Genomic DNA, 24766 nt, shown 5'->3' with positions numbered 1-24766 from the left:
GTCAGGACGGGACGGGGTTGGGGGCGGGGTCGGAGTCGGGGTCGAGTTCGGGGTCGGGGTCGGATTTCGGGTCCCGGCCCAGGACGACGACCTCCGTCGCGTCGAAGGTGACCCCGACCCGGTCCCCCGGTTCCGGCGCGTCGCGCAGTCCGCAGGCCGCCTCCAGGCGCGGCCCGTGCGCGGGCCGGAGGTGGACGGCGACATGGGTGCCGCGGAAGGTACGGGCGGTCACCGTGCAGGCCAGGCCATCGCGTTCGGATACGAGCCGCACTCCGGCCGGGCGCACCAGCACCTGACGGGCTCCCTGGGGCGCTCCGGCGGGGACCGGTACCTTGCCCCAGGGTGTGTCGGCCCGTTCGCCCGCCACCGTCGCGTCGGTGACGTTGTCGAAGCCGAGGAAACGGGCCACGAACTCGTCGGCGGGCCGCTGCCACACCTCCAGCGGCGTACCGTTCTGCGCGACGCGCCCCTCGCGCATCACCACGACCCGGTCGGCCAGCGCGAACGCCTCCCCCTGGTCGTGCGTGACGGCGAGCACGGTGGTGCCCAACGTGCCGAAGAGTTCCCGCAGTTCGACCACGAGCCGTTCGCGCAGGGTCCGGTCGAGCTGACCGAGCGGCTCGTCGAGCAGCAGCACCCGGGGGCTCGGGGCGAGCGCGCGGGCCAGCGCGACCCGCTGCTGTTCACCCCCGGACAGCGTGCCGATCGCGCGCCCACCGGCGCCGGGCAGGCCGACCAGGGACAGCAACTCCTCGACGCGTGGGCCCTGTTCGGACCGTGCGGCGCCACGCATCCGCAGCCCGAAGGCGACATTGCCGCCGACGTCCCGGTGTGCGAAGAGCTGGTGGTCCTGGAACATCAGCCCGACGCCCCGCTTGTGCGCGGGCACCCGGGTCTGGTCCCGGCCGCCCAGGAGGACCCGGCCCGCGTCGAGGTCCTGGAGCCCGGCCACCGCGCGGAGCAGCGTCGACTTGCCGCTGCCGCTGGGGCCCAGTACGCACACGACCTCGTGCTCGGCGACATCGAGCCGCACGCCGTCGAGGGCGAGCCGGTCACCGAACCGGACGGTCGCGGCATCGAGGCTGAGCGTCATCAGAACTCCCCCGTGTGATCGGTCCGGATGCGTTCCAGGAGCAGCAGGGACACCGCGCACACCGCCATCAGAAGGGTCGAAAGAGCCATCGCCTGGCCGTAGTTGAGGTCCCCGGCGCGGCCGAGGAGCCGGGCGACGGCGACCGGCAGGGTCGGGTTGTCGGGGCGGGCGATGAAGACGGTCGCCCCGAACTCGCCCAAGGACACCGCGAAGGCGAACCCGGCCGCGATCAGCAGCGCGCGCCGCACCATCGGCAGATCCACCTCGCGCCAGGCCCGCAGCGGTGAGGCACCGAGCACGGCGGCGGCCTCCCGCAGCCGCCCGTCGACCGCGCGCAGCACCGGCAGCATGGTCCGTACGACGAACGGCACACCGACCAGGGCCTGGGCGAGCGGCACCAGGATCCAGGAGGTCCGCAGATCGAGCGGCGGTGTGTCGAGCGTGATGAGGAACCCGAAGCCGACGGTTACGGCGGACACCCCGAGCGGCAGCATCAACAGCGCGTCGAAGCCCCGTACGAGACGGCCCGCGCGGCGGGTCAGGGCGGCGGCGGCCAGTCCTCCGACGACGAGAGCGATGGCGGTGGCCGCGAGCGCGTACAGGAGGGAGTTGCCGATGGCGTGCACGGGTGCCACCAGGAAGATGCCGCCGTCGGCCGATGTCAGCGCCCGGTAGTACGTGAGGCCGAAGCCGTCGGGCCCGTCGAAGGACCGCTGGATCAGCACGCCGAGCGGCACCAGGATCAGCGCCGTGACGGTGAGCAGGACGCCGCCGAGGAGAGCCCACTGTCCGGCGCCGCGCGGGCGGCGGGCGGTCGTGGCGGCGTCGACGAGCCGCAGCGCGGTCTCGCGGCGGCGCAGGGTCCAGGCGTGCACGGCGAGGATCAGGCCGACCGCGGCGAACTGCACCAGCGTGAGCACGGCGGCCGTGGCCAGGTCGAAGATCTGCGAGGTCTGCCGGTAGATCTCCACTTCGAGGGTGGAGAAGCCGGGCCCGCCGAGGATCTGCACCACACCGAAGGAGGTGAAGGTGAACAGGAACACCATGAGCGCCGCCGCGGCGACGGCGGGCGCGAGCGCGGGCAGCGTCGTCGTGCGCCAGGCGGTGAACCGCGAGGCGCCGAGGACGCGCGCGGCCTCCTCCTGGCGGGGGTTGAGTTGGGACCACAGACCGCCGACCGTGCGCACGACCACGGCGTAGTTGAAGAAGACATGCGCGAGCAGGATCGCCCACACCGTCGTGTCGAGGCGCACCCCGACCAGCCCGTCGAGGAGACCGCCACGGCCGAGCAGGGCCAGGAAGGCGGTGCCCACGACGACCGTGGGCAGCACGAACGGCACGGTGACGACGGCCCGCAGCACCTGCTTGCCGGGAAACGCGAACCGGGCGAAGACATAGGCGCCCGGCAGCCCGATCAGCAGGGTCAGCCCGGTCGACGCGAGGGCCTGCCAGGTCGTGAACCACAGCACGTGCTGGATGTCGGACTGGGCGAGCACCTCGCCGATCCGCCCCGGCCGCCACACCCCGTCGACCTTGAGACCACGGGCCACGATCGCCGTGACGGGGTAGGCGAAGAACAGCGCGAAGAACGCGACCGGCACGGCGAGCAGACCGAGCCGGGTCGCGTTTCCCCTCACTTCAGTACGGGAGCTGTTCACGTCACTTGAGTACGAGAGCTGTCCACGACTTGACCCACTGGTCACGGTTGGCGGCGATCTTGTCGGGCGCCATGGTGTGCGGGTCCTTGATCTCCACCGCGTACTTGGCGAAGTCGGCTGGAGGCTGTGCGCCTTCGCGCACCGGGTCCACGAACATGTTGAGCGGCATGTCCTCCTGGAACTCCTTGCCGATCATGAAGTCGAGGAGGGCCTTGCCGCCTGCCGGGTTCTTGGCGTTGCTCAGCAGACCCGCGTACTCGACCTGTCGGAAGCAGGTGCCCGTGGCGACACCGGTGGGTGCCTCCTTCGGCTGCGGCTGCGCGTAGATGGCCTCGACGGGCGGCGACGACGCGTACGAGACGACCAGCGGACGGTCGCCGCCGGCCTTCTTGCCGCCGGCCGACCCGGAGAACTCCTCGTTGTACGCCTGTTCCCAGCCGTCGACGACCTTGAGGCCGTTGCCCTTCAGCTTGTTCCAGTAGTCCTGCCACCCCTGGTCGCCGAACTGCGCGGCGGTACCGAGCAGGAAGCCGAGACCGGGCGAGGAGGTGGACGCGTTCTCGGTGACGAGGAGGTTCTTGTACGCGGGCTTCGTGAGGTCGTCCAGGGACTGCGGCGGCGCGAGTTCGTGGTCGGTGAAGTACTTCTTGTCGTAGTTGACGCAGATGTCGCCGGAGTCGATGGGGGTCACCCGGTGCCCGGCCTGGTCGGCGCGGTACTCCGGCCGGATCCGGTCGGCTTCCTGGGCCTCGTACGGCTGGAAGAGACCGTTGTCGAGGGCGCGGGACAGCAGGGTGTTGTCGACGCCGAAGAAGACATCGCCCTGCGGGTTGTCCTTGGTGAGGATCGCCTTGTTGACGGCCTGTCCCGCGTCGCCGTCCTCAAGGACCTTCACCTGGTAGCCGGACTGCTTCTCGAACTCCTTCAGCACGCTCTTCGACGCGGCGAAGGAGTCATGGCTGACGAGCGTCACCGTCTTGGACCCGGAGCCGCCGTCCGACGCGCTGTCACCGGATCCGCCACCGCACGCGGCGAGCGCGCCGATACCGAGACCGGTCGCCAGGGCGGCGACCGAGAACTTCCTGATGGTGCTCACTGAAGAATTCCTCCTGGAGTGGACCAGGAAGAGACGCGGCCCTGCCCGCGACCTTTCGGGTTCGCGGGCAGGGCGCAACAGCTGGAGTGGTGACCGAACTTCCTACCCGGAATGACCCGGGCGAGGTTCAGAGGGTCTGCGGCCCACCGGTTTCCCCGGCTGCCGCACTCTCAGCGCTGTGGCGCTCCCCTGTCGGAATATGAAGATGTACGTACCGGCCCCAGGGTACCCGTAGCGTTCACCGGCACGTCTCCGGGAGGTCCGGCACCGGTTCAACGGGTTCAGCGGGCCGGGGCGGTGACACGCATCGGCACCGTCTACCTTTCGGAAGCCGCCAGTTGACCGCAGGCGCCGTCGATCTCCTGGCCACGGGTGTCCCGGACGGTGACCGGCACGCCGTGCGCGGCGATGGCCTCGATGAACGCCTTCTCGTCCGCCGGGCGGGACGCCGTCCACTTGGAGCCGGGCGTCGGGTTCAGCGGGATCAGATTGACGTGCACCCGCTTGCCCTTGAGGAGCCGTCCGAGCCGGTCGCCGCGCCACGCCTGGTCGTTGATGTCGCGGATCAGCGCGTACTCGATGGAGATGCGGCGGCCCGACCTCTCGCCGTACTCCCAGGCCGCGTCGAGGACTTCGCGTACCTTCCAGCGGGTGTTGACGGGGACGAGGGTGTCGCGCAGCTCGTCGTCGGGCGCGTGCAGCGACACGGCGAGGCGGCACTTGAAGCCCTCGTCGGCGAACCGGACCATCGCGGGGACCAGGCCGACCGTGGAGACCGTGATGCCGCGCTGGGAGATACCGAGGCCGTCGGGCTCGGGGTCCGTGAGTCGGCGGATGGCGCCGACGACGCGGTTGTAGTTGGCGAGCGGCTCGCCCATGCCCATGAAGACGATGTTGGACAGCCGGTCCTGGCCGCCGGGCACCTCGCCGTCGCGCAGCGCGCGCATGCCGTCGACGATCTGGTGCACGATCTCGGCGGTCGACAGATTGCGGTCCAGCCCGGCCTGTCCGGTGGCGCAGAACGGGCAGTTCATGCCGCAGCCGGCCTGCGAGGAGACGCACATGGTGACCCGGTCCGGATAGCGCATCAGGACGGATTCGACCAGCGTGCCGTCGTGCAGCCGCCACAGGGTCTTGCGGGTGGCGTCGTCGTCGCAGCTGATGTGCCGCACGACGGACATCAGCTCCGGCAGCAGCGCTTCCTGGAGCTTGCCGCGCGACGCCGCGGGGATGTCCGTCCACTGCTCGGGATCGTGGGCATACCGCGCGAAGTAGTGCTGCGAGAGCTGCTTGGCGCGAAACGGCTTCTCACCGGTCGCGGCGACGGCTTCCCTGCGCTCGGCAGGCGTGAGATCGGCGAGATGCCGCGGCGGCTTCTTGGCTCCGCGGGGCGCGACGAAAGTGAGTTCTCCGGGTACAGGCATGGTCGTACCAGTGTCGCAGAGATACGAGAAGGGGCTCGCCACCCTGTGGACAACGAGCCCCCGGACGGGAACTGGCCGGAACCTGGACGGGATCTGGTGGGGATCTGGCCGGGAAATGCGCAGGTCAGGCGCCTCTCGGCAACCCGTGATCAGCTCACGACATGCCGCGCGGCCCGCTCACGCCGATCCGCGCGGAGCGCTCACGCGGAACCCACGAAGATCACCAACAGCAGCCACACCACGGGCGCCGTCGGGAGCAGTGAGTCGAGGCGGTCCATGATCCCGCCGTGCCCCGGCAGCACCGTGCCCATGTCCTTGATGCCGAGGTCCCGCTTGATCATCGACTCACCGAGGTCGCCGAGTGTGGCGCTGGCCGCGACGGCGAGGCCGAGCAGCAGCCCCTGCCACCAGGTGCCGTCGTCGATGAGGAAGTGCATACAGACCGCGCCGGCCGCCATCGCGAAGGTGACGGCGCCGACCAGGCCCTCGCGGGTCTTGCCGGGGCTGATGCGCGGGGCGAGCTTGTGCTTGCCGAAGCGCCAGCCGATGGCATAGGCGCCGGTGTCGCTGACGACGGTCAGGACCAGGAAGGTCAGCACCCGCTGGGGCCCGTCCTGGGCGGTGAGCATCATCGACACGAAGGTCGCGAGGAACGGCACGTAGAACGCCGCGAAGACGCCTGCCGTGACGTCCTTCAGATAGCCGTCGGGCGGTTCCGTCATCCGCCAGACGAGCACCGCGAGCGCGGTGAGCGCCATTGCGACCCAGGCGCCCTCGGCACCGCGCGCGTACCCGGCGACGACCATCGCGGCGCCGCCGACGGCGAGCGGGACGAGGGGCGCGTTGATGCCTTTGCGCTCCTTGAGCCGCGAGGTCAGCTCCCACAGGCCGACGACGACGGCGACGGCGACGACGCCGACGAACACGGCCTTGACGATGAACAGGGACGCGGCGATCACCGCGCCGAGGCCGACGCCGACTCCTATGGCCGCGCCCAGGTCACGTCCCGCGCTCTTCTTCTGCGGTGCGGGGGACGGCGGCTGGGGGGCGCTGGGCATGGGCTCCTGTGACCTGTGCGGCGTCACCGGCGGCGGTGACAGGTGGGGGCTGTCGTCGCGGACCGGGGGGCCGCTCAGCCGAGCGGCCCCCCGGTCGTCGTCCTGGTTCCCGCCGGTCGCGGGTATGTCGGGCACGGTGGGCATGGGCCGCGTTTCTGATGGATGCAGGGCGTCATGCGCATCGTATGCAGGACCCGCCGGGGCCGCCCCCCGGGCGGGTCCCCGGTCTGCCGGGGCCCATGGTCCGGCGTACCCGGCCTGCGACGGCGCGCCCCAGGAAGAGTCGTTCATCAGACTTCGAGCAGCTCGGCTTCCTTGTGCTTCAGCAGCTCGTCCACCTGGGCGACATGCTTGGCGGTGGTGTCGTCCAGCTCCTTCTCGCCACGGCGGCCCTCGTCCTCGCCGACCTCGCCGTCCTTGATCAGCTTGTCGATGGTCTCCTTGGCCTTGCGGCGCACGGCGCGGATCGAGATCTTGGCGTCCTCGCTCTTGGTCCGGGCGACCTTGATGTAGTCCCTGCGGCGCTCTTCGGTCAGCTCGGGGAAGTTCACCCGAATGATGTTTCCGTCGTTGCTCGGGTTGACACCGAGGTCCGAGTCACGGATCGCCTGCTCGATATTGCGCAGCGCGCTCTTGTCGAACGGGGTCACGATGGCCATACGCGGCTCGGGCACAGAGAACGAGGCCAGCTGGTTGATCGGCGTCATCGCGCCGTAGTAGTCGGCCACGATCTTGTTGAACATCGCCGGGTGCGCACGGCCGGTGCGGATCGCGGCGAAGTCCTCCTTGGCGACCACGACGGCCTTCTCCATCTTCTCCTCGGCTTCAAGGAGGGTCTCTTCGATCACCACTTGCTCCTGCGTGTCTTGAGTAGGCCCGGCTCCCGTGGGCGGCGGCCGGCTGCGTCGTGTCTGTTCCTGCACGGTTCCCGACCGGCAGGGCTTTGTCCATCCCTCCGGGTCGGTCCCCGGGTCCCTCCAGGATCCGTCGAAGGTGCTGCCGGATCCGTCCAGGGCGGCCTCGGGGTCAGGTCCGGGTGCCCTGGTCGCCCACGAGCGTGCCGATCTTCTCACCCTTGACCGCGCGGGCGATATTGCCTTCGGTGAGGAGTTCGAAGACGAGGATGGGCAGCTTGTTGTCCCGGCAGAGGGTGACCGCGGTGGCGTCGGCGACCTTGAGGTCCCGGGTGATGACCTCGGCGTAGCCGAGCGCGTCGAACTTCACCGCGTCGGGGTTGGTCTTGGGGTCGGAGTCGTAGACCCCGTCCACGCCGTTCTTGCCCATGAGGAGCGCCTCGGCGTCGATCTCCAGGGCGCGCTGGGCGGCGGTGGTGTCGGTGGAGAAGTACGGCATGCCCATCCCGGCGCCGAAGATGACGACGCGGCCCTTCTCCAGGTGCCGTACGGCGCGCAGCGGGATGTAGGGCTCGGCGACCTGTCCCATGGTGATGGCGGTCTGCACGCGTGAGTCGATGCCTTCCTTCTCCAGGAAGTCCTGGAGGGCGAGGCAGTTCATGACGGTGCCGAGCATGCCCATGTAGTCGGAGCGGGCCCGGTCCATGCCGCGCTGCTGGAGTTCGGCGCCGCGGAAGAAGTTGCCGCCGCCGATGACGACGGCGATCTCGGCGCCGTCGCGGACGACGGCGGCGATCTCGCGAGCGATTTTGTGCACCACGTCGGGGTCGACGCCCAGTCCCCCGCCGCCGGCGAACGCCTCTCCTGACAGCTTCAGCAGAAAGCGCCCGGCGATGGTGCCGCCCTCGCTCTTCGCGCCCTTCGCGGCGCCGTGGGCTTTGGTGGTCATGGAGTTCTCGCCCCTTTGTACTTGGTGCACTTGTACGTGGTGCACATACGAAGAAGGCCATTGCCGGTGGGGTGTGGTGGGCAACCCATGCGCGGCAATGGCCTCCTCGTCAGATCTGCGGTCGTCCGTCGCGTGCGTGCCGCACGTGCCGTGCGCGACGCACAGTCCGGACGTCCGTACGTCACGTACGGCGGTCCGTACGCGGGCGACTGCTGTCGACCCTAGCGGGGTCGGCGGCGATCGCGGTACGGACTCAGATGCCGACCTTGACGCGCGTGAAGCGCTTCAGGGTGACACCGGCCTCGTCCAGGACCTTACGGACGGACTTCTTGTTGTCGTGCGCGAAGGGCTGGTCCAGGAGGGTGACCTCCTTGAAGAAGCCGTTGACGCGCCCCTCGACGATCTTGGGCAGCGCGGCCTCGGGCTTGCCCTCCTTGCGGGAGGTCTCCTCGGCGATGCGACGCTCGGCCTCGACGACGTCGGCGGGGACGTCCTCGCGGGAGAGGTACTTCGGCGAGAAGGCGGCGATGTGCTGCGCGACGCTCCTGGCGACCGCGGCGGCCTCGTCGTTCGCCTTGTCCAGCTCGACCAGGACACCGATCTGCGGCGGGAGGTCGGGCATGGTGCGGTGCATGTACGCCGCGACGTAGCCGCCGGTGAACTGCGCGAAGCGGTCCAGGACGATCTTCTCGCCGAGGTTGGCGTTGGCCTCGTCGACGTACGCCTGGACGGTCTTGCCGGGCTCGATCTCGGAGGCGAGGAGCGCCTGGATGTCGGCCGGGGAAGTCTTGGCGACGTGCGCGGCGAGGTGGTTCGCGACGGCCTGGAACTTCTCGCCCTTGGCGACGAAGTCGGTCTCGCACTTCAGCTCAAGGAGGACACCGGAGGTGTTGTCGTCGGCGATGAGGGAGACGACGGCGCCGTTCTCGGCGGAGCGGCCCTCGCGCTTGGCGACGCCCTTCTGGCCCTTCACGCGGAGCAGCTCGACGGCCTTCTCGACATTGCCGTCGGCCTCGTCCAGCGCCTTCTTGCAGTCCATCATGCCGGCGCCGGTCAGCTCACGGAGCTTCTTGACGTCGGCGGCGGTGTAGTTCGCCATGAGTCTTGAATCTTTCTCGAAGTCTGGAAGATCGAAGATCTGCGGGGTCACCGGGATCTACGGGGACACCGGCTAGCTGTGCAGGCCGGTGTGTCGTCCCGCCGACCTACGGGTGGACGGCGGGGACGGAGTGGATGTCACCGCCCCCGCCGTCGTGTCCGGTCTCGGATCAGCCCGGCTCGCGGCCTGTCGCGGCCTGTGGTCAGCCCTGCTCGGCGTCGGCGGCCGGGGCCTCGACGGCGGGAGCCTCAGCAGCGGGAGCCTCGGCGGCGGCGGGGGCCTCAGCGGCAGGGGCCTCGGCAGCGGCGTCGGCGGGGGCCTCGGCCGGCTTCTCGTCGGCGGCAGCGGCCTCGGCGGGCTTCTCGGCCTCGTCGTCGGCCTTCTTCTCGCCTTCGAGGAGGTCGCGCTCCCACTCGGCGAGCGGCTCGCCGGCGGCCTTCTCGCCCGGCTTCGAGTCACCGGTGGCGACGCCGGAACGGGCGATGAGGCCCTCGGCGACGGCGTCGGCGATCACGCGGGTGAGCAGGGTGACGGAGCGGATCGCGTCGTCGTTGCCCGGGATCTTGTAGTCGACCTCGTCGGGGTCACAGTTGGTGTCGAGGATGGCGACCACCGGAATGTTGAGCTTCCGGGCCTCACCGACAGCGATGTGCTCCTTCTTGGTGTCCACGATCCAGACGGCGCTGGGCACCTTCTGCATCTCGCGGATACCGCCGAGGGTCTTCTCCAGCTTGGCCTTCTCGCGCGAGAGGACCAGCAGCTCCTTCTTGGTGAGGCCGGAGGCGGCCACATCCTCGAAGTCGATCTGCTCAAGCTCCTTGAGGCGCTGGAGACGCTTGTAGACGGTCGAGAAGTTGGTGAGCATGCCGCCCAGCCAGCGCTGGTTGACGTAGGGCATGCCGACGCGGGTGGCCTGCTCCGCGATGGCCTCCTGCGCCTGCTTCTTGGTGCCGACGAACATGACCGTGCCGCCGTGGGCGACGGTCTCCTTGACGAACTCGAAGGCGCGGTCGATGTACGACAGCGACTGGAGCAGGTCGATGATGTAGATGCCGTTGCGCTCCGTGAAGATGAAGCGCTTCATCTTCGGGTTCCAACGGCGGGTCTGGTGACCGAAGTGGACGCCGCTTTCCAGCAGCTCCCGCATCGTGACGACGGCCATGGCCGTGTTCTCCTTGGTACTCGGTTGTCGCATCCGCCGGACGGCGGTCGCGCCTGACGCCCCGGCGCGCTGTGCCACGAGGGACCGAGGAGCGCGGACATTGCCGAAGAGGGGCAAATGTCGGGGCGTGCGAAGTCGACCCGGTGACCCGGATCGCCACATGAAGTGTACGGGACCCGCGAGGTGCCGGGTGACGCACGGGTGACGCGGTTGTCCACAACCGGCCGATGATCCACAGTTCTCGACCAAGATCCCCGAAAAGCCGTGCGGTACGGGACCGTTCGGACATGAATGGCGAACGGGGATGGAGCGGAGCCCGGGGCGGCGCCCGAGGCGGGGCCTGGACCAGCGCGGCCGTCGCTCTCGTGGCGCTGGTGACCGTGTGGGCGCTGCTCGCGGCGGCGCCCGGCGGGTCGGGGTCCGACGGCACGGCGGGGACGGTTCCGGCGGTGGGCCGGGGGTGGCCGGTGGGGGTGCGCCCCACGGTGTTACGCGGCTGGGAACCGCCCGCCACGGAGTACGGCGCGGGACACCGGGGCGTGGATCTGGCGGCGGCGCCCGGTGCCGCGGTGCGTGCGGTGGCCGCGGGCCGGGTGTCCTTCGCAGGCCGGGTCGCGGGACGCGGCGTGATCGCGGTGGAGCTGACGGCAACGGGGCTCCCGCCCCTGCGCACGACGTATGAGCCGGTGCGGGCGGTGGTGGAGCGGGGTGACGAGGTCGGGGCGGGGCAGGTCGTGGGGCATGTGGAACGCCCACCGGGTGACGCCGGCGGGGCTGGCGGGTCTGGTGGGGCTGGTGGTGGGGCTGCCCACTGCCGGTCGCCCTGCCTGCACTGGGGCCTGCTCCGGGGCCGGACCTATCTGAACCCGCTGTCCCTGCTACCGCCCTGGCTGCTGACCAGAGGACCGTCCCGCCTGCTGCCACTGACCGGCGGGGCAGATCCAGGTGTGGCTCGGGGCACAGGTGCGCGTACGGGTACGGATACAGGTGGGGCTGCCCGCAGGGCACTGGTACGAGTCCAGGGCGCGCGGCGACCCGCACGCGCCGGCGGATCAGCCGCTCACGCCCCGCAGGGCCATCGCGACCGCGGCATCGGCGATCGCGTCGGGTTCCTCGGCGGCGCCCAGCTCGACCCGTCGCGCCGCCGCGTCGACGATCCCCTGGAGCAGCATCGCCGCGAGCCTCGGCTCCTCGTGCCCCAGGGCACGCAGCGCCTCGGCGATCATCGCGACCAGCCCGCCGTGCGCGGCCCGGATCTTCTCGCGGGCCCCCGCGTCCAGCTCGCTCGCGGAGATCGCCACGACGGCGCGGTGCCGCCGGTCCCCGACCAGCGCCAGCTGCTGCCGGACATACGCCTCGATCTTGCCCTCGGGGCTCTCGGCGCCGGCCATGGCGGCCTCGACCTCGGCGGCCCAGACGGGGAAGTCGACCTCACAGAGTTCTTCGACGACCGCGGCCCGGGAGCGGAAGTACTCGTACACGGACGACCGGGCGAGGCCGGTGCGCTCGGCGAGGGCGGGGAAGGTCAGCGCCTCGGTCCCCCCTTCGGACAGCAGCGACCGTGCGGCGTCCAGCAGGGCGCCGCGCTGCATCGAACGGTGCTCGGCCACAGAGGCCGCTCGAATCCTTGGCACGCACCTACTGTACGGACGCGGGCCGCGCCACGGGAACGGGCACGGTACGAGTCGCTACGGATCGGCCACCGAGGGCATCTGGTCGGCGGGGCGCGGGCTCTCTCGCCGGGCGGGTGGCAGGGACGATTCAGCTCACTGGCGAGGTTCGCTCAGCGGCCGAAACTCGCCAGCTTGGCCCGTAGCTGAAGGACCGATTTGGTGTGGATCTGGCTCACCCGGCTCTCGGTCACGCCGAGCACATGTCCGATCTCGGCGAGGGTGAGCCCCTCGTAGTAGTAGAGGGTGACGACGGTCTTCTCGCGCTCGGGCAGCGTGTTGATCGCGCGGGCGAGGAATCTTCGCAGCTCCCGGTCCTCGGCGACCTCCACCGGGTTGTCGGCGGCGTGGTCCTCCAGGGTGTCCATCAGGCTGAGCCGGTCGCCGCCCTCGCCACCGACGTGCAGCAGCTCCTCCAGGGCCACCACATTGGCCAGCGACAACTGGCTGAACACCGCGTGCAGTTCCTCCAGCGCGATGCCCATCTCGGAGGCCACCTCGCTCTCCGACGGGGTGCGCCGAAGCTGCGCCTCCAGCGTGGCGTAGGCCCGCTCGACATTGCGCGCCTTCTGCCGTACGGACCGGGGGATCCAGTCCAGGGCGCGCAGCTCGTCGATCATCGCGCCCCGGATCCGGGTGATCGCATAGGTCTCGAACTTGATCGAGCGTTCGACGTCGAACTTCTCGATCGCGTCGATGAGCCCGAAGACCCCCGAGGACACGAAGTCGGCCTGTTCGACATTGGGCGGGAGCCCGACGCTCACCCGGCCCGCGACGTACTTCACCAGCGGTGAGTAGTGCAGGATCAGCTGCTCGCGCAACCGTCCGTCGCCCGTCGCCTTGTACGACCTCCACAATTCGTCGAGTGTCGTCGGGGCGGGTGGGCGCACGCTGCCGCGCGCTGCGGGGGGAGCAGCCGCCCGGTCAGACCCGGAGGTGTGCTGGGGCATTCGTCGCCTTGTGCCGTTCTGCCGTGTGCTGGGTGGGGCCGATGAGGTGTCCGCACGGTCCAGGACACCTGACGAGGCCGTCTGCGCCGTCAGTCGAGGTCGGAGTCCTTGTGAGCGTAGCGTGACTACAGTGTCGCAGTGTGCGAAGGCCAGGGGATCACACCTGCGCAGATACGTTCCGTTAGAGCCTCGGGTGAGTCGATTTCGTCACTCAGCGCGACGGTGACATCACGCCACTTCACCGATCCCCCGAGGTCAAAGCGATTCTGCACATGCCAGAGGCCATATCGATCACTCTCCGTGCCCAGGTTGTGGTGTCGGGCTCATTGTCTGGCGTGTCAACTGCCAGCCGTCGCCGTGTCTTTCGACGAACCCCAGTGAGTGAAGTTCGTACAGTCGGCCGATCGCGTCGTCCTCGGTCGTCGTCGCGTCCCGCGCGATGTCCGCCGCCCCGGCCGGGCGGTCGGCGGGCAGGGCGGCGAGCACGCGGGCGGCGCCCGGGTCGAGCAGATCGCGCGGCAGGACCGGACCGCGTCGGGGTGGTGCCAGCTGTCCGATGTTCCCGACGAGTTCGACCACATCCGCCGCGTCGGTGACCAGGACGGCGTCGGTCCGCAGCAGTTCGTGCACCCCTGCCGAGAGCCCGCTGGTGGCGGGCCCCGGCACGCCCATGGTGATCCGCCCGAGATGCCCGGCGCTGCGGGCCGTGGACAGGGCGCCACTGCGGTACGCGGCCTCCACGACGACGGTCCCCCGGGTGAGCGCCGCGATCACCCGGTTGCGGAGGATGAACCGGCTCGGCGTCGGATGGTCCCCCGGCGGCAACTCGCCCACGACCAGCCCCTGTTCCGCGATCCGCCCGATCAGCCGGGCGTGACCCCGGGGGTAGGGCCGGTCGACCCCGCAGGCCAGCACCGCGACCGTGGCCCCGCCCGCCCCGAGTGCGCCGCGATGTGCGGCGCCGTCGATGCCGTACGCCCCGCCGGAGACGACGACCCAGCCCTGTTCGGCGAGGCCAGCCGCGAGGCGGGCGGCCATATGCGCGCCGTACTCGGTACAGGCCCGTGCGCCGACCACGGCGACGGAGCGCAGAGCCCATATCCGCAGGCTGGGACCGCCCCGCACCCACAGTCCGGTGGGCCGGGCGTCCCCCAGATCGTCAAGTTGGGCCGGCCATTCGCCGTCACCGGGACACAGGAACCGCACCCCGGCCTCCTCGGCGGTTGCCAGGTCCCGGCGCGGGCGCATCCGCTGAGCACGGGCGCACAGCCCCGCCCATCGGGTGGCCGTGACCCCGGGCAGCCGCTCCCCACCTCGCCGCAGCCGGGCGGCCACGGACACCGGCCCGTACTCCCGCAGCCACCGTCCGCCCACCTCGTCGCCCGGTTCGATGACGCGGGTGAGGGCGACCCGGGCGAGCCGCTCGTCGTTGTAGGGGGGTCCGGTGCCGGCGGCTGGGGTGATCCCGGCAGTAGGGGCGGTGCCGTCGTCAGGGCCCGTACCGACGACCGGTCCCGTACCGGTCATCCCGTCGCCCCGATGGCCAAGGGAACCCCACGGGAGATCCCGGTCCGCAGTTGCAGGGCCAGGTCGACGTCGGTCTTGTCGGGCCGGCCGCGCCCCGCCAGGTCCGCGATCGTCCAGGCCAGGCGCAGGACACGGTCCAGTCCGCGAGCGGTCAACAGGTTCCGCTCCAGACAGCGTTCGGGTTCGGCCATGGAACCGGGTTCGGGGTGCCAGCGGGTGCGCAGCACATGGCCGGGCACCTCGCCGTTGGTCCGCCAGGGGGTCTCCCTCAGCCGCAGGGCCGCTCTCTCCCGTGCCGCGTGGACCCGGTCGGCGACGGTTCTGGTGGTTTCGCCCCGGGTACCCACCGCCGTCAGTTCGGCCCGGGTGACCCGCTCGACCTGGACACGGAGGTCGACGCGGTCGAGGAGCGGCCCGGAGAGCCGTGCCTGATAGCGGCGGATCGCGGACGGCGAGCAGTCGCACGTGTCACCGGTCTCGCTGAAGCGTCCGCAGGGGCACGGATTCGCCGCGAGGACCATCATGAACCGGGCCGGAAAGCGGACCACTCCAGCACTGCGCGCGATCACCACATGCCCGGACTCCAAGGGCTGGCGCAGGGCGTCCAGGGCCTGTCCGCTGAACTCCGGCGCCTCGTCGAGGAAGAGCACTCCCCGGTGCGAGAGGGACACGGCCCCCGGGCGGGCGATGCCCTGGCCACCGCCGACCAGGGACTGCATCGTCGACGAGTGGTGCGGGGCGCAGTACGGCGGGACGTCGACCAGGGGCTTGCCCGGGGGCAGTATGCCCGCCACCGAGTGGATCGCCGTGACCTCCAGGGACTGAGCCCTGGGCAGTGGCGGCAGGATCGACGGGAGCCGCTCCGCGAGCATCGTCTTGCCCGCGCCCGGCGGTCCCTGGAGGAACACATGGTGGCCGCCGGCCGCCGCGACCTCCACCGCCGTACGCGCCGACTGCTGGCCGACGACGTCCGCGAAGTCATGGGCCTGGTCGTGGGCGGCCGTGCCGAGGGCGGACAGAGCGCCGCCCAGGCCGGCCCCGGGCAGACACAGTCCGGCGAGCATCGGGTCGGGGCGGCCCGCCTGGTCGGGTTCCTCGTGCGGCACGGGCTCGTCCGTGAGTACGGCGATGAGCTGGCGCAGGCTGCGCACGCCCAGCACCGAGATGCCCGGCACCAGTGACGCCTCCGCCGCCGTGCTCTCCGGGACCACCACCTGTTCGTACCCCGCGTCGGCCGCCGCGAGGACCGCGGGCAGGACGCCGCGGACCGGGCGGACCCGGCCGTCGAGTCCCAGTTCGCCGATCATCACGATGTCGGCCAGCACCCGCGGGTCGATGCGCTCGGACGCGCCGAGCACCGCGCTGGCCACGGCGAGGTCGAAGCCGCTGCCGCTCTTGGGGACCGAGGCCGGGCTCAGCCCCACGGTCAGTTTCTTCTGCGGCCACTCGCCGCCGGAGTTGACCACCGCGGCCCTGACCCGGTCGCGGCTCTCGGTCAGGCTCTTGTCGGGCAGGCCCACCAGGGTGAAGGCGGCGACGCCCGGTTCCAGATCGGCCTGGACCTCGACAACGACGCCCTCCACACCGACCAGGGCCACCGAGCACGTACGGGCGAATCCCATCAGGCCGCCCCCCGCACATGCTCGACCGCGGGTGCGCCGCGCCGCGGGACGAGGATGCCGACCAGGTCGATACGGACGCCGCCGGGTGGCGCGCCCCCGTGTTCCTGGACCCATCGCTCCGCGAGGCCCCGCAGGCGCTCCGCCTTGACCGGGGTGACCGCGGCCATCGGATGCTCGAAGGAGCGCTCCCTGCGGGTCTTGACCTCGCAGACCACCAGGACGTCGCCCTCGCGGGCCACGATGTCGATCTCACCGGTCCTGCCACAGCGCCAGTTGCGCTCCAGGACCGTCATACCGGCCTCGGTCAGCCGCCGCGCGGCCAGCTCTTCGCCGTACTTGCCGAGTGCACCTCGTGCGTTCATGTCGGCACCACCTCCGACGCCCACAGTGGGGCCGGAGCGACAAGCTATTGGATCTTGGTGGACAACCTCACGACTGTGGACAACCCCGTCACCCGTGAGGGTGCGGCGACCTCAAGGGGTGACCACCGCACCAGTCAACCGCTCAGCCACTCAGCCACTCAGCCGCTCGGAAGCTCCAGATCACTCTTGTTCAGTTCCTCAATGTTCACGTCCTTGAACGTCAACACCCTCACCTGCTTCACGAAGCGGGCGGGTCGGTACATGTCCCACACCCAGGCGTCCGCCATCGACACCTCGAAGAACACCTCACCCTGGACCGAGTGCACCTGCATCTCGTAGTCATTGGTGAGGTAGAAACGCCGCTCGGTCTCGATCACGTATTTGAACAGACCGACGACATCGCGGTACTCCCGGTAGAGCTTCAGCTCCATCTCGGTCTCGTACTTTTCGAGGTCCTCGGCGCTCATGGCATGTTCCCCTTCAGCCGTGCGTCCCCCCATTGTGCGCCAGCACCGCGTGCCCCTAGACGATTTCGGTGTCCAAGGTCTCGGGATCGGCAGGGGGGCCTTCGTCGAGCAGCCTGCGGAGCAGCTCGGCGAGTCTGGTCGGGTACACCGTCTCATGCGCTTCGGCCAGTTCCTGGCACGTCCACCAGCGTGCTCCCGCGACACTGCGTCGTTCCAGGTCGGTCAGCGCGGTCGGGGCGGTCGCGGTCTGGCTCGTACGGGCCAGGTAGTACCACTCGTCCTGGTCCCAGCGGCGTCCGGCGAAGGGGAAGGAACAGACCCGGTGCCACAGGACCGGGCCCAGTTCGACGTCCGTGATGCCGGTCTCCTCGGCGAGTTCGCGCAGGGCGGCCTGTTCGCGGGACTCGTCGCCCTCCAGGCCGCCGCCGGGCGTGAACCACCAGGCGTCGGACGGATCGCCCGGCTCATGGCCGTGCAGCAGCAGGATGCGCTCCGCCGGATCGAGCAGCACGACCCGCGCCACTCGCCGCAGCGCGACATCCCCGTGCGCCACATGTCCGTGCGCGACATCCCCGTGCGCCACATCCCCCCGCGCGGCACCCGTCGATTCCTCAGCCGACACCGGCCAGCTCCTTCCGCCCGCCGCCTGGTCCCTGCCGGCGCGCGGCCCGCTTCGCCAGCGGCCCGTACGCGGCGCCACCGAGTACCAGCACCGCGCCCACCACGACCAGCGTGAGCATGATCCGCAGGGGACCCGGCTGCGAGACACCGCCGGGCAGGACGTCGAATCCGTGCGGCCTTTCCAGCATGCCGTCCATGGGCCACACCACGGCGTCCACGCGGGCGGCCACCGCGCTGCGCGGTACGGCGCCGCCGCCGGCGTCCTGGAGGTGGGCCGTCGAGTCGAGGGAGCCGCTGCGCTCGTCACCGAGGAGGAAGAGGCGGCCCTCGGGGACGACGGTCTTGGGGATGCCGGTCAGGGACGCCGCCTGGTCGGAGAGCAGATATGTCTCGTCGATCGGCTTGCCGTTGACGGTCAGCTTGCCGTCGGTGCAGCAGGTGACCGTGTCACCGCCGACCGCGACGACCCGCTTCACCATGGGGAGGTCGCCCCAGGTGGCCTGGTTGAAGACGACGACATCACCGCGCCGCACCTGGTCGCCGTCGACGCGCTGGGCCAGTACCCGGTCGCCCGCGCCGATCGTCGGCGACATGGACTCGGTCGGCACGGTGTACGGCTGGTACACCAAGGCACCCCACACGAATCCGCCGAGGAAGAGCACACAGCCGAGGGCCACGGCCAGCCCCGACAGCACGCTGCCGAGCCTGCCATGGCCCTCGTCCGTACGACGTGTCCCGCTCATGTCCGGTGCTCCCCCAGGTCGGAGAGCCGATCTCCCGGCCGGATACGCGCGGGGATGATCGGCGATCTGGGACGGCACCCTACCCGGCGGTACCCCCGCCAGAAACCCTGGTGTCCGCCGCCACCGGAGCACCGGTGACCGCCGCCACCGGACCCCTGGTCTCCGCCACCGAAGGCCGGCGCCGGAGCCACAGGACGACCGGCACCGCGCCCGCGAGGCCCAGCGCACCGGGTGCGGCGGCGAGCGCCCTGCTGAGGCCCGGCTGGTCGAAGGTGTCGGGAACCGGCAGCGTGGACCAGCGGGTGGGCGGCCAGGCGATCACGACGGCGCGACCGACGACATTATCGACGGGCACCGCGCCCTGGTCCTTGTCCTGCTGGTGGTACCGGGAGTCCAGCGAGTTCTGCCGGTGGTCGCCCATGACCCAGATTTTGCCCTTGGGCACCGTGATCTTGAACTGGCCGCCCTGGTCGTCAACGCTGCACGGGGTGTTGCCGGGGTACACATACGGCTCGTTGAGCGCCTTGCCGTTGACCTTCAGCGGGCCCGTGCCCTTGCACTCCACCGTGTCGCCGCCGACACCGATGACGCGCTTGATGAGGTCCTTCTCCTCGGCGGACGGCATCAGGCCGATCCAGCTGAGGGCCTTCTGCACCGGGTTCACCTGAGGGGTCGGCTCGCCCGCCAGCCAGTTGTCCGGGTCGTGAAAGACGACGACCTCGCCGCGCTCGGGCTCGGAGCCGAACCACGGTGTCAGTTTGTCCACGAGCACCCGGTCGCCCTGCTGGAGGGTGTTCTGCATCGAGTCCGAGGGGATCGAGAATGCCTGGACCAGGAAGGTCTTGATGATCAGGGCGAGGACCAGGGCGATTCCGATGAGGAGCGGCAGCTCCTTCCAGAACGATCGCGGCTTCTTGGGCCCCGCGTCTTTGGTACCGGGTCCGTCGCCGCCGGGTCCACCGTCGGCACCGGAGCCGTCGCCGAAGCCTGGTCCTTGGGTGCCGGACCTGTCGCCGTCCGGGCCGTACGGGCCGTTCGGGTCGGGGCTCATGCCGTCAGAGGTCCTGCCCTCCGGGGAACTGCCGGCCTCCTCGGGGTTGTCCGGCCGCTCTTCGGGGCCATCGTGTCCGGATCGTGCGCCGACCGCCAAATCCCCCACATCCACTCCTCATTCCGTGCCGCCGCCTGCCCCAGATGCGACGCAGGCCCACCACTCCCATAACGAGCGGGAGTTCCGCAGGGGTCGGGAGCGGGATCATTCCATTGAGATCCGCGGGGGCCACCCTATGCGACGCCGCTGTGGCGCCGCCCGGCCCGGCACCCGCGTCGGGCACGCGCGCGTAGGTGTCGGGCTCCTCAAGGCTGCGCCAGTGGTTGAAGGGGAACGCGATCCAGCGGGCCCGCCCGACGACGCTGTCCTCGGAGACGGTGCCGCTGTACGCCTCGGTGCGATGGAAGCGCGAGTCGGCGGAGTTGGCCCGGTGGTCGCCCATCACCCACAGCCGCCCGGGGGGCACCTTCACCTCGAAGGCGAACTCCGACGGCTTGTTGCCGGGGTTGATGTACGGCTCGTTGAGCGGGACGCCGTTGACGGTGACGCGGCCCTGGCCGTCGCAGCACTTGACGGTGTCACCGCCGACCGCGACGACCCGCTTGATCAGGTCGCGTTCGTTGTCCGATGGCAGCAGTCCGATGAAGGTGAGGCCCGCCTTGACCTGCTTGACGACGACGGGGTCGTTCTTGGGTTTGCCCGTCTCGTCCTCCAGCCAGCCGCCGGGGTCCTTGAAGACGACGACGTCACCGCGCTGCGGCTTGGCGCCGAACCAGGGCGTGAGCTTGTCCACGAGGACGCGGTCGCCGATCCGGATCGTCTGCTCCATGGACCCGGACGGGATGACGAACGCCTGCACGAGGAAGGTCTTGAGGACCAGGGCGATGAGGAGGGCGACGCCGATGAGGAGGGGTATCTCCTTGACGGCGGAGCGCTGCCTGCGCCGTTTCACCTTGCGGGCGAGCCTGCGCCGGTCGGCCCGTCCGGGCAGGACGGGTCCGCTGGTCGGGCGGGACCCGGTGGGCAGCCGCGTATCGCCCTCGCTGCCGCGTGGGCGGCCCCGGTTACCCATGTGTGCCGCCACCGGCCGGCTGAGCGGTGTCAGCGCCGGGCGCGGGCACGCGCGCGTAGGTGTCCGGCTGCTCCAGGGACATCCAGCGTGCGAGGGGCCATGCGATCCAGTCGGCGCGGCCGACGACGGCCGTGACGGGGATCATGCCGCCGCCGGGTGAACCGAGGTGGTCGCGGGAGTCGCTGGAGTTGCTGCGGTGGTCACCGAGGAGGAAGAGCCTGCCGTCGGGTACGACGACGTCGAACGGCACCTGGGACGGTGTGTCCCCCCGATGCAGATACGTCTCGTCGACGGATCGGCCGTTCACCTCGATCCTCCCCTGGCTGTCGCAGCACACCACGCGGTCTCCCCCCACACCGACCACGCGCTTGATGTAGTCGGCGTCGCCGAAGTATCCGGTGCCGTCGAACACGACGACGTCACCGCGCCGCGGCTCCGACCCGAAACGGTACGCCACCTTGTTGACGAGTACGCGGTCCCCGATGTGCAGTCCGGGCTCCATGGAGCTGCTGGGGATCTCGAAGGGCTGGAGCACGAAGCGGCTGAGGAGCAGCAGAAACACCAGGCAGGACAGCAGGGTCAGGGTGATCCGCCCGCCCGGTACCGCCTGCGCGAGCTTTCCGGGTCCCCAGGTGCGCCGACCTTGAAAAACAGAACGCGACCGCTCCTCCTGGTCCTTCGGCTCCACGGAATCGACTTCCGTGGCGTCGGGGGTACGGGAGGAGCGGTCGCGCTCCGTGTGCTGTGCTGCGGTGTCCATCGGGGCCAGATGCTATCCGGCCCCGCGGGAACACCGCGCGCGAGGCGGTACGTGACGCCGCGCACCGGTCGGTCGGCAGCGGCGTTACGCACTCACTTCTCGCGCTTCTCCTTGATCTTCGCGGCCTTGCCACGGAGGTCGCGCAGGTAGTACAGCTTCGCGCGACGCACATCACCGCGGGTGACCAGTTCGATCTTCTCGACGATCGGGGTGTGCACCGGGAAGGTGCGCTCGACGCCTACGGAGAACGAGACCTTGCGGACCGTGAAGGTCTCACGGACACCGGCGCCCTGGCGACGGATGACAACGCCCTTGAACTGCTGCACACGGGAGCGGTTGCCCTCGATGACGCGCACGTGGACGTTGACGGTGTCGCCCGGACGGAAGGCCGGGATGTCGGTGCGCAGCGAAGCGCTGTCGACGGTGTCGAGCAGGTGGGTCATGATCGTCTGCTTTCCTCGCCCATGCCACAGGTCATCGGCGGAGTGTCGAAGAGTGAAGTGACTGCCGTGCTGCGCGGGCGGGCGTCGTGTCCCCCTGTGGCAGGGGCGCACGCCAGGCGGCGCACAACAGCGGCCTATTCTTCCACGGCGTCCGGCCTGCGCCAAAATCGGCCGTCGGGGCCGGGCGCCCAGCCCAGGATCGAGAGGGTTTCCCGGTCCTTCTTGTCGAGGGCGGAGGGGTCGCAGCGCTCGATCAGGTCGGGCCGGTGCGCGCTGGTGCGCCGCAGGGCCTCGTCGCGGCGCCAGCGGGCGATCCTGCCGTGGTGGCCGCTGAGCAGCACCTCGGGGATCTCCCGGCCGCGCCACTCGGGCGGCTTGGTGTAGACGGGGCCTTCCAGGAGGTCGGCCATGGCGCCGGGGGCGAAGGAGTCGTCGCGGTGGGACTCCGCGTTGCCGAGGACGCCGGGCAGCAGCCGGACGACGGCCTCGGTGATGACCAGGACCGCGGCTTCCCCGCCGGCCAGGACGTAGTCGCCGATGGACACCTCGTGGACGGGCAGCCGGGTCGCGTACTCGTCCATGACGCGGCGGTCGATGCCCTCGTACCGCGCGGGCGTGAAGATCAGCCAGGGGTGGGCGGAGAGCGCGACGGCGAGTTCCTGTGTGAAGGGGCGTCCGCTGGGCGTCGGGACGACGAGTACGGGGTCGTGGGCGCCGTTCTCGTAGCCCTCGGCGAGGGTGGTGTCGAGTGCCTCGCCCCAGGGTTCCGTCTTCATGACCATGCCGGGGCCGCCGCCGTAGGGGGTGTCGTCGACGGTGTGGTGGCGGTCGTACGCCCACGCGCGCAGGTCGTGGACGCGGACGTCGAGCTGTCCCCGCGCGCGTGCCTTGCCGACGAGGGAGACGTTCAGCGGGTCGAGGTACTCGGGGAAGATGGTGAGGACGTCGAGACGCATCAGCCGACGTCCCCCGCGTCATCGTCCTCGTCCTTCACCGCGTCCACGGTGTCCCCGTCGATCAGGCCGGGCGGGGGCTCGATGACGGCGCGCTGGGCGTCGAGGTCGATCTCGGTGACGATCTCCTGGACGAACGGGATCAACACCTCGCTGCCGTCGGGGCGTTCCACGACGAAGAGGTCCTGCGAGGGCAGATGGGAGATCTCGGTGATCCGCCCGACGAGGGTGCCGTCGCCGGTGACGACGTCGAGGTCCATCAGCTGGTGGTCGTAGTACTCGTCGGGCTCTTCGGGACGCTCGTCGGGGTCGACGTCGGCGATGAGGAGGGTGTTGCGGAGTGCTTCGGCGCCGCTCCGGTCGCGGACGCCCTCGAAGCGCAGCAGCAGCCGCCCGCTGTGCACCCGGCCGGTCGCGATGGTCAGGGGGCCCGTCGCGGACGGGTCGGTGGTCAGTACGGCACCGGGCGCGAGCCGCAGCTCCGGCTCGTCGGTGCGTACCTCGACGGTGACCTCGCCCTTGATGCCGTGGGCGCGGCCGATCCGTGCGACTACCAGCTGCACTGCTCGTTCTCCTGTCGGACACGACTTCGCGTAGAAATACGGGTTCCGGCACGACTACGGGCCGGGGCGGGCCGCGAAGCCCTCCCCGGCCCGAGCCGGTGCTGCGTACTGCCTGAGTAAGGCGTCAACTGCCTGATCGCGGCGTCAGTGGACCTGGTCGACGTCGACGAGGTCGACGCGGACTCCCCGGCCGCCGATGGCGCCCACGACGGTGCGCAGAGCGCGTGCCGTGCGGCCGTTGCGACCGATCACCTTGCCGAGGTCGTCGGGGTGCACCCGGACCTCCAGGACCCGCCCTCGGCGCAGGTTGCGCGAGGCGACCTGCACATCGTCCGGGTTGTCGACGATGCCCTTGACGAGGTGCTCAAGAGCCTCCTCGACCATGCTCAGGCTCCGGTCGACTCAGAGGCGGAGGACTCGGCGGTGGCGTCGTCCTTCTTCTCAGCCTTCTTCTTCTGGGTGATGGCCTCACCCTTGGCGCTGTCGTCGCCGCCGAGGGCGTCGAACAACGGGCGCGTGGCCTTCTCGGCCGGCTGGAGCAGCGGCGGCGGGGCGGGCTCGCCCTTGAACTTCTGCCAGTCGCCGGTCTTCTTGAGGATGGCGAGTACGGGCTCGGTCGGCTGCGCGCCGACACCCAGCCAGTACGCGACACGCTCGGCGTCGACCTCCATGCGCGACGGGTTCTGCACCGGGTGGTACAGGCCGATCTCCTCGATGGCCCGGCCGTCACGGCGGGTACGGGAGTCGGCGACGACGATGCGGTAGTGAGGCGAACGGATCTTGCCCAGACGCTTCAGCTTGATCTTGACTGCCACGGAAGTGGTGTCTCCTGGTCTTGACGGGGTTGGGCACGGGCGGATGGCCGCGTGGGGTTGCGGTACCCGAGTGCCCGATGGACGCGTCAGCCGGAGGAAGAGAGGGGTCCTGTTCGACTGTCGAGTACAGCTAGCCATTGTGCCATACGCCCTGAGGGCCACCGACCCGGTGCCCGCGCACCCCGCGCGCGGGGCAGCCCCCGGACCGGCGCGGCAGCTCGCGCGCCGGTTCCCGGCGGGCCGCGGGCCGGTCGGCCACTCGGTCACCGGCCCGTGTGCCTAACTGGCCACGGCTACCGGTTCGGGGATACGGAACGGCTTGCCGCAGCCGCCGCAGACGATCGGCGCCTGGGCGAGGACCGACGGGACGACGCGGACATTGCGCCCGCAGTCGCACACCGCCTTGACGCGCACCCCTCCACCGGAGGAGCCATGGCGCGCGGCGGGGCCCCGGAAGCTACGGGCGGTGTCGGACTCGGTGGCAACGGTGTGTGCCTTGAGGGCACGCTGCAACCGCTCCATCGTCGGCCGATACCGCTTCTTCGCCTCGGGATTGAGGGTGACCAGCGAGAATCCGCTGCTCGGGTGCGGTTCATCGGGGTGATCCAGACCCAGCTCCTCGGCGATCGCGAGGAATCTGCGGTTGTGGTATCGGCCGGCGCGCGGGGTGGGGGGGGCAACCCGCGCCGGGGCGAATGGCGGGGAGGGCCAAAGGAACCGTACGTAGGAGTGAAAGTAATGCCCGCCAGCCGAC

26 protein-coding genes, 1 pseudogene and 1 riboswitch are annotated in these 24766 nt (G+C 70.4%); of the genes and pseudogenes, 1 reads left to right on the top strand and 26 read right to left on the bottom strand.

What is annotated here, in order from left to right:
* Nucleotide 1: 1 nt before the first annotated feature.
* The 9 genes from ACFVT5_RS29725 to rpsB form a co-directional block, all read right to left on the bottom strand.
* Nucleotides 2–1093 carry an ABC transporter ATP-binding protein gene (locus ACFVT5_RS29725; RefSeq protein ID WP_389894313.1) on the bottom strand — a complete coding sequence of 364 codons (1092 nt, stop codon included), beginning with the start codon at nucleotides 1091–1093 and terminating at the stop codon, nucleotides 2–4.
* On the bottom strand, nucleotides 1093–2730 hold the full coding sequence (locus tag ACFVT5_RS29720) for an ABC transporter permease (protein WP_389894311.1): 1638 nt from the start codon (nucleotides 2728–2730) through the stop codon (nucleotides 1093–1095). Before ACFVT5_RS29720 ends, ACFVT5_RS29725 begins: the two co-directional genes overlap by 1 nt.
* Nucleotides 2731–2752: 22 nt before the next feature.
* Nucleotides 2753–3847, bottom strand: a complete 1095-nt coding sequence (locus ACFVT5_RS29715) for a thiamine ABC transporter substrate binding subunit (protein WP_389894309.1) — start codon at nucleotides 3845–3847, stop codon at nucleotides 2753–2755.
* An 81-nt stretch (nucleotides 3848–3928) separates the two neighbouring features.
* Nucleotides 3929–4048, bottom strand: a riboswitch (TPP riboswitch).
* Nucleotides 4049–4164: 116 nt separating this feature from the next.
* Complete coding sequence (gene rlmN / locus ACFVT5_RS29710) at nucleotides 4165–5271, bottom strand: 23S rRNA (adenine(2503)-C(2))-methyltransferase RlmN (RefSeq protein ID WP_389894307.1); 1107 nt, start codon at nucleotides 5269–5271, stop codon at nucleotides 4165–4167.
* 200 nt (nucleotides 5272–5471) lie between these two features.
* Nucleotides 5472–6620 (bottom strand): phosphatidate cytidylyltransferase, encoded by a 1149-nt coding sequence (locus ACFVT5_RS29705; RefSeq protein WP_389894305.1) that lies wholly within the window; start codon nucleotides 6618–6620, stop codon nucleotides 5472–5474.
* Nucleotides 6620–7177 (bottom strand): ribosome recycling factor, encoded by a 558-nt coding sequence (gene frr, locus ACFVT5_RS29700; protein ID WP_389894303.1) that lies wholly within the window; start codon nucleotides 7175–7177, stop codon nucleotides 6620–6622. The genes ACFVT5_RS29705 and frr overlap by 1 nt, the downstream gene beginning before the upstream one ends.
* 178 nt (nucleotides 7178–7355) lie before the next feature.
* Nucleotides 7356–8132 carry a UMP kinase gene (pyrH, locus tag ACFVT5_RS29695; RefSeq protein ID WP_389894301.1) on the bottom strand — a complete coding sequence of 259 codons (777 nt, stop codon included), beginning with the start codon at nucleotides 8130–8132 and terminating at the stop codon, nucleotides 7356–7358.
* A 253-nt stretch (nucleotides 8133–8385) separates the two neighbouring features.
* The gene (gene tsf / locus ACFVT5_RS29690) at nucleotides 8386–9231 is read right to left on the bottom strand and encodes a translation elongation factor Ts (RefSeq protein ID WP_389894299.1); all 846 of its coding nucleotides are present in this window, start codon (nucleotides 9229–9231) and stop codon (nucleotides 8386–8388) included.
* Nucleotides 9232–9433: 202 nt separating this feature from the next.
* Entirely contained in the window at nucleotides 9434–10393 is a 960-nt protein-coding gene (gene rpsB, locus ACFVT5_RS29685) for a 30S ribosomal protein S2 (RefSeq protein ID WP_389894297.1), read from the bottom strand.
* 287 nt (nucleotides 10394–10680) lie between these two features.
* On the opposite strand from rpsB, the pseudogene ACFVT5_RS29680 reads away from it, so the two are divergent.
* Nucleotides 10681–11325, top strand: a pseudogene (locus ACFVT5_RS29680) (peptidoglycan DD-metalloendopeptidase family protein); the annotation flags it as partial.
* A gap of 120 nt (nucleotides 11326–11445) precedes the next feature.
* Here the strand turns inward: ACFVT5_RS29680 and ACFVT5_RS29675 are convergent.
* The 17 genes from ACFVT5_RS29675 to ACFVT5_RS29595 form a co-directional block, all read right to left on the bottom strand.
* Nucleotides 11446–12003 (bottom strand): TetR/AcrR family transcriptional regulator, encoded by a 558-nt coding sequence (locus ACFVT5_RS29675; RefSeq protein ID WP_389894295.1) that lies wholly within the window; start codon nucleotides 12001–12003, stop codon nucleotides 11446–11448.
* Between the two features lie 173 nt (nucleotides 12004–12176).
* Nucleotides 12177–13013, bottom strand: coding sequence for an RNA polymerase sigma factor WhiG (whiG, locus tag ACFVT5_RS29670; RefSeq protein WP_389894293.1), 837 nt, complete (start codon nucleotides 13011–13013; stop codon nucleotides 12177–12179).
* A 291-nt stretch (nucleotides 13014–13304) separates the two neighbouring features.
* Nucleotides 13305–14540: a DNA-processing protein DprA gene (gene dprA / locus ACFVT5_RS29665; RefSeq protein ID WP_389894291.1), complete on the bottom strand. Its 1236-nt coding sequence runs from the start codon at nucleotides 14538–14540 to the stop codon at nucleotides 13305–13307.
* Entirely contained in the window at nucleotides 14537–16162 is a 1626-nt protein-coding gene (locus tag ACFVT5_RS29660; RefSeq protein WP_389894289.1) for a YifB family Mg chelatase-like AAA ATPase, read from the bottom strand. The genes dprA and ACFVT5_RS29660 overlap by 4 nt, the downstream gene beginning before the upstream one ends.
* Entirely contained in the window at nucleotides 16162–16524 is a 363-nt protein-coding gene (locus ACFVT5_RS29655; RefSeq protein WP_389894287.1) for a YraN family protein, read from the bottom strand. Before ACFVT5_RS29655 ends, ACFVT5_RS29660 begins: the two co-directional genes overlap by 1 nt.
* Before the next feature lie 158 nt (nucleotides 16525–16682).
* Entirely contained in the window at nucleotides 16683–16991 is a 309-nt protein-coding gene (locus tag ACFVT5_RS29650) for a DUF2469 domain-containing protein (RefSeq protein WP_003993268.1), read from the bottom strand.
* A 55-nt stretch (nucleotides 16992–17046) separates the two neighbouring features.
* Nucleotides 17047–17574: an NUDIX hydrolase gene (locus tag ACFVT5_RS29645; protein ID WP_389894464.1), complete on the bottom strand. Its 528-nt coding sequence runs from the start codon at nucleotides 17572–17574 to the stop codon at nucleotides 17047–17049.
* A gap of 28 nt (nucleotides 17575–17602) precedes the next feature.
* The gene (gene lepB, locus ACFVT5_RS29640; RefSeq protein WP_389894284.1) at nucleotides 17603–18355 is read right to left on the bottom strand and encodes a signal peptidase I; all 753 of its coding nucleotides are present in this window, start codon (nucleotides 18353–18355) and stop codon (nucleotides 17603–17605) included.
* 79 nt (nucleotides 18356–18434) lie between these two features.
* Nucleotides 18435–19514, bottom strand: a complete 1080-nt coding sequence (lepB, locus tag ACFVT5_RS29635; protein WP_389894282.1) for a signal peptidase I — start codon at nucleotides 19512–19514, stop codon at nucleotides 18435–18437.
* A complete protein-coding gene (lepB, locus tag ACFVT5_RS29630; RefSeq protein ID WP_389894280.1) occupies nucleotides 19411–20478 on the bottom strand; it encodes a signal peptidase I in 1068 nt (355 codons plus the stop codon). The genes lepB (ACFVT5_RS29635) and lepB (ACFVT5_RS29630) overlap by 104 nt, the downstream gene beginning before the upstream one ends.
* A complete protein-coding gene (gene lepB, locus ACFVT5_RS29625) occupies nucleotides 20471–21238 on the bottom strand; it encodes a signal peptidase I (protein ID WP_389894278.1) in 768 nt (255 codons plus the stop codon). The genes lepB (ACFVT5_RS29630) and lepB (ACFVT5_RS29625) overlap by 8 nt, the downstream gene beginning before the upstream one ends.
* A 92-nt stretch (nucleotides 21239–21330) precedes the next feature.
* Nucleotides 21331–21681 carry a 50S ribosomal protein L19 gene (gene rplS, locus ACFVT5_RS29620; protein WP_389894276.1) on the bottom strand — a complete coding sequence of 117 codons (351 nt, stop codon included), beginning with the start codon at nucleotides 21679–21681 and terminating at the stop codon, nucleotides 21331–21333.
* A 134-nt stretch (nucleotides 21682–21815) separates the two neighbouring features.
* Entirely contained in the window at nucleotides 21816–22637 is an 822-nt protein-coding gene (gene trmD, locus ACFVT5_RS29615; protein ID WP_389894274.1) for a tRNA (guanosine(37)-N1)-methyltransferase TrmD, read from the bottom strand.
* Nucleotides 22637–23197 carry a ribosome maturation factor RimM gene (gene rimM, locus ACFVT5_RS29610; protein WP_389894273.1) on the bottom strand — a complete coding sequence of 187 codons (561 nt, stop codon included), beginning with the start codon at nucleotides 23195–23197 and terminating at the stop codon, nucleotides 22637–22639. Before rimM ends, trmD begins: the two co-directional genes overlap by 1 nt.
* Before the next feature lie 144 nt (nucleotides 23198–23341).
* Nucleotides 23342–23581: an RNA-binding protein gene (locus ACFVT5_RS29605; protein WP_389894271.1), complete on the bottom strand. Its 240-nt coding sequence runs from the start codon at nucleotides 23579–23581 to the stop codon at nucleotides 23342–23344.
* Between the two features lie 2 nt (nucleotides 23582–23583).
* Nucleotides 23584–24012, bottom strand: coding sequence for a 30S ribosomal protein S16 (gene rpsP, locus ACFVT5_RS29600; protein ID WP_389894269.1), 429 nt, complete (start codon nucleotides 24010–24012; stop codon nucleotides 23584–23586).
* A gap of 279 nt (nucleotides 24013–24291) precedes the next feature.
* Nucleotides 24292–24766 (bottom strand): hypothetical protein (locus ACFVT5_RS29595; RefSeq protein ID WP_389894267.1); only part of this gene is annotated, 475 nt, incomplete at its 5' end.

It is taken from the genome of Streptomyces sp. NPDC058001 (assembly GCF_042886315.1).
GTDB lineage: Bacteria > Actinomycetota > Actinomycetes > Streptomycetales > Streptomycetaceae > Streptomyces.
This window is presented reverse-complemented; position numbering and strand designations above follow the sequence as displayed.